The organism is Streptomyces sp. NPDC029138 (genome assembly GCF_055564375.1).
Genome location: NZ_JBVHWM010000014.1, coordinates 130,091 through 136,349, shown reverse-complemented (window position 1 = coordinate 136,349; position 6,259 = coordinate 130,091). Strand labels below are relative to the sequence as shown.

The window sequence follows — 6,259 nt, the reverse complement described above, 5'->3', positions numbered from 1 at the left end:
GAGTGGTGGTTTTCCCGCCGGGCAGGGCGTTGGTTTGATTTGCGGGGGCACCCTACCCTCCGGGGTGGCCCCCCCCCCCCCCCCCCCCGACCACGCCCTGGTGGCCATCCTCGGCCCGCTCGGCCTCTGGGTCCTGCTGTCCCTCGTCCTCCAGCTGCGCTCGCACGCCTCGCCGGACGAGCGGATGTACGGCCTGATGGCGACGGTCGCCTCGGCGGCGCTCGCGGTCCTGGCCACCGGGTACCTGGCCGCCGGCCCGCACGCGGTCTCGGTCGGCGCTGCGGCGGTCGCCGTGGCGGTCCTGGCCCGCGCCCTGCCCCTGCCGACCCCGGTGTCGGTCGCGGCCGCCCTGCTGGCGGCGGCGGGCGCGGGGATCGCCGTGGGCGGCATGACCGACTTCGGCACGAAGGGCGCGCTGCTGGGCGCCGCCGCCGGGGCGTGCGCCCTGATCGGCCACCGGGTGGCCGCCTACGACTACCCGTCCCGCTTCGTCCACTTCACGGCCGGCGTCGCCCTGCCCCTGTCGGCGGCGGCACCGGTGGTGTGGGTCCTGGGGCGCGCACTGGGCTGAGGTCGGGGACGGGCCAGGGTTCCCTCGGGGGCATCCCCGATGTCCCGGCGCGCGGGCGAGAGAAAGATCGATCACATGACTTCTCTCTCCCGACGCGCCTTCACGGGCATGGGCGCGACCGCTGCTCTGACGCTGGCCACCGCGGGCCTCGCTGTCTGAGCACCGGCAGGGACACGCGACCGAGGGGACCGGCGCGCGGCGCCGGCCCGTGGGGCTACGGCTCGACCACGACCTCCTGGGCCGCTGCCGTCTCTCCGGCCAGGAGGCGGGCGTCGACCGGTACGTTCCGTTTCACCAGTGCCAGGGCGACCGGGCCCAGCTCGTGATGCCGTACCGACGTCGTCACGACACCGATCTTGCGGCCCTCGGGGCCCTCGTCCGCGACGCGGATCTCCGTGCCGGGGACCGGGAGATGGACGTCGCTGCCGTCCAGGTGCAGGAAGACCAGCCGACGCGGCGGCTTGCCCAGGTTCTGCACCCGGGCGACCGTCTCCTGGCCGCGGTAGCAGCCCTTCTGGAGGTGCACGGCCGTGCCGATCCAGCCCAGCTCGTGCGGGATGGTGCGGTGGTCCGTCTCGAAGCCGAGCCGGGGCCGGTGCTGCTCGACGCGCAGCGCCTCGTAGGCGAGGAGCCCGGCGGCGGGGCCGTGGGCAGCGGCGAAGTCCTCCAGGCCGGCACGGGGCAGGAACACGTCACGGCCGTACGGCGTCTCGCGCACGACGACCCCGTCCGGGACGTCGGCGATCGAACCGGCGGGCAGATGCACCACGGCGATGTCCGCGGTGCGGTCGGCGACCTCCACCCGGTAGAAGAACTTCATCGACTCCAGGTACGCGATCAGCGCGTCCTGGGTGCCGGGTTCCACATGGGCCCAGACGGTCGTCCCGTCGTCCACCAGATACAGCGCGTGCTCGATGTGTCCGTGCGCGGAGAGGACCAGGGCCTCGGTGGCCTCTCCGGCGGGCAGTTCGCTGACGTGCTGGGTGAGCAGCAGGTGCAGCCAGCTCAGCCGGTCCTCGCCGCTGACGGTGACGACACCGCGGTGCGAGAGGTCGACGAAACCGGTGCCGTCGGCGAGGGCACGCTGCTCGCGGAACAGGTCGCCGTAGTGGGCGGCGACACCTTCGTCCACGCCCTCGGCGGGGACGGCGCCGGGCAGGGACAGCAGGGGGCTCTTCATACCGCAAGCCTACGTCGTGGTACTTGAACCCTTCAGGGAACAGTCCTGGCACCGGCCGAAGATCGCGAAGTGCTTCATGTCGGTGTCGAAACCGAACTGCCGGCGCAGCTTGTCCGTGAACTCCGCGGCCACGTCCACGTCCGCCTCGATGACGTTCTCGCAGTCCCGGCACACCAGGTGCAGGTGGTGGTGGCGGTCGGCGAGGTGGTAGGTCGGGGCACCGTGCCCGAGGTGGGCGTGGCTGACCAGGCCCAGCTCCTCCAGCAGCTCCAGCGTGCGGTAGACGGTGGAAATGTTGACCCCCGACGCCGTCTTCCTCACTTCCACGAGGATGTCGTCGGGGGTCGCGTGCTCAAGGGTGTCCACGGCTTCCAGGACAAGCTGCCGCTGCGGCGTCAGCCGGTAGCCGCGCTGCCTGAGGTCGCTCTTCCAGTCGGTGCTCACCACACCGACGAGTCTAGAGCTACTTGAAGAAGGCGATGCCGTCGTCCGGGAGGTCGTCGGGGAGGGCCTTCGCCCAGCGCTCGACGTCCTCGGGGGTGACGACCTTCTTCAGCTGGGCCGACATGTAGGGGCGCAGCGGGACCTCGGGGGTCTGCTTCTCGCCCACCCACATCAGGTCGCTCTTGACGTAGCCGTAGAGCCGCTTGCCGCCGCTGTAGGGCCGCGAGTCCGCGGTGCGGGCGACGGCGTCCGTCACCAGGTCGATCTGCGGCTTCTTGTCGGCCATCTCGCCGTACCAGATCTCGATCACGCCGTCGTCGCGGGTCATCGTGACCTCGACCTTGCGGTCGGGGCGGATGCGCCAGAAGCCGGACTCCGACTCCAGCGGGCGGACCTTGTTGCCGTCCTGGTCGAGCACCCAGGTGCGGGAGCGGTACTCCAGGAAGTCCCGGCCGTCGTGGGTGAAGCTGACCTCCTGCCCGAAGTTGCACTTCTCGGCGCCGGGGAAGTCATGCACGCCCGCGCCGGCCCAGTTGCCGAGCAGGAAGGCGAGCGGGACGAGGTCCTTGTGCAGGTCGGACGGGATCTCGATCATGAGCGGAAGCTTTCGTGGGTGTGGATCAGCGCTGGCCCTGGTACAGCTTCTTCACGGTCAGACCGGCGAAGGCGAGCACGCCGACGCAGACCAGGACCAGCAGGATTTCGAAGAACGTCTCCACGGGTGCTCCTTGAGCGGGGGTGAGCGGACGACAGAGCCGCAGCCCAGCTTACGCGGCCGGGCCGGGGCGCTCTTTGCGAGGGGCGGCGCCGCCGAGGGCTACGCTTCCCGCATGGCGAAGAAGCTCGTGATCAAGGTGACGGCCGGGGCGGACGCTCCCGAGCGGTGCTCGCAGGCGTTCACGGTGGCCGCGGTGGCCGTGGCCAGCGGGGTCGAGGTCTCGCTGTGGCTGACCGGGGAGTCGTCCTGGTTCGCGCTGCCGGGCCGGGCCGCCGAGTTCGAGCTGCCGCACGCCGCGCCGCTGCCCGATCTGCTGGAGTCGGTCCTCGCCGCGGGACGCGTCACGCTGTGCACGCAGTGCGCCGCCCGCCGGGAGATCACGGAGAAGGACGTCATCGAGGGCGTACGGATCGCGGGCGCGCAGGTCTTCGTCCAGGAGTCGCTGGCGGACGAGACGCAGGCGCTCGTCTACTGAGCCCTCCACCGGGGCCGGCCGGGACTCGCTGACGTTTCTAGGGGCGCGGGCGTTTCTTGCCGTCCAGTTCGTCCCACCACTCGTCGGACTTGGGGTCGCCGGAGGGGTCGTCCCACCACCGGTCGTCCGGGCCCCGGCGGTTGGCGATCATCGCGGCGACCGGCGGGATGACCATGGCGACCACGCACATGCCGACGGCCGCCGGCACCGACCAGATGCGTATGACTCCCCAGGCCAGGACGAAGAGGCCGATGCAGGTCCCCATCATGGCGAAGTAGATGTGCCGACGCCGGGCGTACATACGTCCAGGGTAGGACGGGCAGGGCCTGTCACAACTGATCCACAAATTCCCTGCGACCGGGCCCGGCGGGGTTACCGTGGCGTATCCGTACCGGATTCCGAACACCGTCGCCGACCCGGGGGAACCACCACATGCGCGCCCTGCGAATACTCCTGATCATCGTCGTGATCCTGGGCGGTCTCTTCGTGATCGTGGACCGGGTCGCCGTGCACTTCGCCGAGGGCGAGGCCGCGGACAAGCTGAAGGCGACCGAGAACCTGTCCTCGACCCCGGACGTGAACATCAAGGGCTTCCCCTTCCTCACGCAGGTCGCGGGCGGCTCGCTGGACGACGTCGAGGTCGGCATCACGGACTACGAGGCGGCCACCGGCAAGCCTGGCCAGACCATCCGGATCGACGACCTGAAGGCCGACATGAAGGGCGTCGAGTTCTCCGGCGACTACAGCTCGGCCACCGCGGCCACCGCGACCGGCACGGCGTCGATCTCCTACGCCGAGCTGCTGAAGACGGCCAAGTCCGAGCCGACCGAGGTGGCCCCCGGCGTCATGGCCCGGGTCGTCGGCCTCTCGGACGGCGGCAACGGGAAGATCAAGGTCGCGGTGGAGGGGACCGTCTCGTCCCTCGGGATCAAGCAGACGGTGTCCGTGCTCAGCTCGGTGGCCGTGGTGAACAACAAGGTCCAGGTGCACGCGGACTCCCTGCCGAAGCTGGGCGCCGCCGCGATCGCCGAGGACCGCATCCGCGAGATCACCGACTTCAAGCAGGTCATCGACCAGCTGCCCGGCGGCATCAAGCTGGACAAGGTGGAGGCCGCGCCGAAGGGCGTGGAGATCAGCGTGAAGGGTTCGGACGTCAGGCTGGCGGGGTAGGGAGACGAACGCCGGGGGACCCACCGGGGGACCTCGGGCACGGGACCCTGTCCGACTGACGAGACGATCACGTCCGTAGCGCAGATGCGATGACCGACGCGAGCGCCCGGAGGCCGCCGGTCGGGCCTCCGGGCGCTTCTCCCGTCCCGGTATTCGGACGATCCCGTCTCGCCATGTGACACACCGGTGACACGCCCGCCCGGACGTCCCTACGATCGAACCCATGAAGCGACAGGCGGACCTCACGAAGCGGCGGGCAGTGGACCTGTGCCGCGTTGCCGCCATGCTCTGTCGCCCCTTCTGAGCGGAAGCCCCGGCTCCCGCGTCTCACCCGCCCTGCTGCCAGGGCATCCGTGCGCCGCTCGAACACCGAGCGCGCCCCTCGCTACTCGCACGCCCCGCCGCGACTGCCCCGGAGGAGAAGAGCATGAGCCGCAGCGACGTCCTGGTCGACGCCGACTGGCTCCAGGAGCACCTGGACGACCCGACCATCGCGATCGTCGAGGTGGACGAGGACACGTCCGCCTACGAGAAGAACCACATCCGCAACGCGGTCCGCATCGACTGGACCAAGGACCTCCAGGACCCGGTCCGCCGTGACTTCATCGACCAGGAGGGCTTCGAGAAGCTCCTGTCGGAGAAGGGCATCGCCAACGACCACACGGTGATCCTCTACGGCGGCAACAACAACTGGTTCGCGTCGTACGCCTACTGGTACTTCAAGCTGTACGGCCACGAGAACGTCAAGCTCCTCGACGGCGGCCGCAAGAAGTGGGAGCTGGACGCCCGCGAGCTGGTCGCCGGTGACGAGGTCCCGGAGCGCCCGAAGACCGACTACAAGGCCAAGCCGCAGGACACCTCGATCCGCGCCTTCCGCGACGACGTCCTGGCGGCCATCGGCTCGCAGAACCTCGTCGACGTCCGCTCGCCCGACGAGTTCTCCGGCAAGCTGCTCGCCCCGGCCCACCTGCCGCAGGAGCAGTCGCAGCGCCCGGGCCACGTGCCGACCGCGAAGAACATCCCGTGGTCGAAGAACGCCAACGACGACGGCACCTTCAAGTCGGACGAGGAGCTGAAGGAGCTCTACACCGAGGAGAACGTGGACCTCGCCAAGGACACGATCGCCTACTGCCGCATCGGTGAGCGCTCGGCCCTGACCTGGTTCGTGCTGCACGAGCTGCTCGGCGTGGAGAACGTCAAGAACTACGACGGCTCCTGGACCGAGTACGGCTCCCTCGTCGGCGTGCCGATCGAGCTGGGCGCCACCAAGTAACCCCGACCGACCTTCTGGTCAGACCGAGACCCCTCTGGAGAAAGACATGTGTGGAGCGAAGGCCGGCGGCCCGGACGCCTCGACGATCAAGCCCGGTGAGACCACGATCCAGGGCCACGTGACCCGCGACGGCGAGCCGGTGGTCGGATACGTCCGACTGCTCGACTCGACCGGCGAGTTCACCGCGGAGGTACCCACCTCCGCGACCGGCCAGTTCCGCTTCTACGCGGCCGAGGGGACGTGGACGGTACGGGCGCTGGTGCCGGGCGCGACCGCCGACCGCACGGTCGTCGCCCAGAAGGGCGGCCTGGCCGAGGTCGCCATCGCGGTCTGAGGGACCGCTTGACGGCCTGTGACGGGCTCAGTGACGGCTGAGGGCCGCATCCCCTGGGTTGGACGCCAGTGGGGGGTGCGGCCCTTCGGCTGTT

The 6,259-nt window shown here is 70.1% G+C and carries 9 protein-coding genes and 1 pseudogene; 6 read left to right on the top strand and 4 right to left on the bottom strand.

The window, feature by feature from the left end; translation table 11 throughout:
* A pseudogene (locus tag ACZ4WH_RS15410) lies at nt 1–571 on the top strand (hypothetical protein); the annotation flags it as partial.
* Between the two features lie 214 nt (nt 572–785).
* Here the strand turns inward: ACZ4WH_RS15410 and ygfZ are convergent.
* Genes ygfZ through ACZ4WH_RS15395 form a run of 3 tightly spaced genes read right to left on the bottom strand, consistent with a single transcriptional unit; the run spans nt 786 to nt 2,790 of the window.
* Nucleotides 786–1,751 (bottom strand): CAF17-like 4Fe-4S cluster assembly/insertion protein YgfZ, encoded by a 966-nt coding sequence (gene ygfZ, locus ACZ4WH_RS15405; RefSeq protein ID WP_468180472.1) that lies wholly within the window; start codon nt 1,749–1,751, stop codon nt 786–788.
* A gap of 9 nt (nt 1,752–1,760) precedes the next feature.
* Nucleotides 1,761–2,198: a Fur family transcriptional regulator gene (locus tag ACZ4WH_RS15400; protein ID WP_468180471.1), complete on the bottom strand. Its 438-nt coding sequence runs from the start codon at nt 2,196–2,198 to the stop codon at nt 1,761–1,763.
* Between the two features lie 16 nt (nt 2,199–2,214).
* Complete coding sequence (locus ACZ4WH_RS15395) at nt 2,215–2,790, bottom strand: heme-binding beta-barrel domain-containing protein (protein WP_030653611.1); 576 nt, start codon at nt 2,788–2,790, stop codon at nt 2,215–2,217.
* 235 nt (nt 2,791–3,025) lie between these two features.
* On the opposite strand from ACZ4WH_RS15395, the gene ACZ4WH_RS15390 reads away from it, so the two are divergent.
* Nucleotides 3,026–3,388 (top strand): DsrE family protein, encoded by a 363-nt coding sequence (locus ACZ4WH_RS15390; protein ID WP_030653600.1) that lies wholly within the window; start codon nt 3,026–3,028, stop codon nt 3,386–3,388.
* A gap of 37 nt (nt 3,389–3,425) precedes the next feature.
* Here ACZ4WH_RS15390 and ACZ4WH_RS15385 read toward each other — a convergent pair whose 3' ends face one another.
* A complete protein-coding gene (locus ACZ4WH_RS15385; protein ID WP_468180470.1) occupies nt 3,426–3,689 on the bottom strand; it encodes a DUF3099 domain-containing protein in 264 nt (87 codons plus the stop codon).
* 131 nt (nt 3,690–3,820) lie between these two features.
* Here ACZ4WH_RS15385 and ACZ4WH_RS15380 point away from each other — a divergent pair, with 131 nt between their 5' ends.
* From ACZ4WH_RS15380 to ACZ4WH_RS15365, 4 genes are all read left to right on the top strand, one after another.
* Nucleotides 3,821–4,558, top strand: coding sequence for an LmeA family phospholipid-binding protein (locus tag ACZ4WH_RS15380; RefSeq protein ID WP_468180468.1), 738 nt, complete (start codon nt 3,821–3,823; stop codon nt 4,556–4,558).
* 223 nt (nt 4,559–4,781) lie between these two features.
* Nucleotides 4,782–4,862: an Ms5788A family Cys-rich leader peptide gene (locus ACZ4WH_RS15375; RefSeq protein WP_350751515.1), complete on the top strand. Its 81-nt coding sequence runs from the start codon at nt 4,782–4,784 to the stop codon at nt 4,860–4,862.
* A gap of 123 nt (nt 4,863–4,985) precedes the next feature.
* Complete coding sequence (locus ACZ4WH_RS15370; RefSeq protein ID WP_468180467.1) at nt 4,986–5,831, top strand: sulfurtransferase; 846 nt, start codon at nt 4,986–4,988, stop codon at nt 5,829–5,831.
* A gap of 46 nt (nt 5,832–5,877) precedes the next feature.
* Nucleotides 5,878–6,165 carry a DUF1416 domain-containing protein gene (locus ACZ4WH_RS15365; protein WP_468180465.1) on the top strand — a complete coding sequence of 96 codons (288 nt, stop codon included), beginning with the start codon at nt 5,878–5,880 and terminating at the stop codon, nt 6,163–6,165.
* The last annotated feature ends 94 nt before the right edge of the window (nt 6,166–6,259 follow it).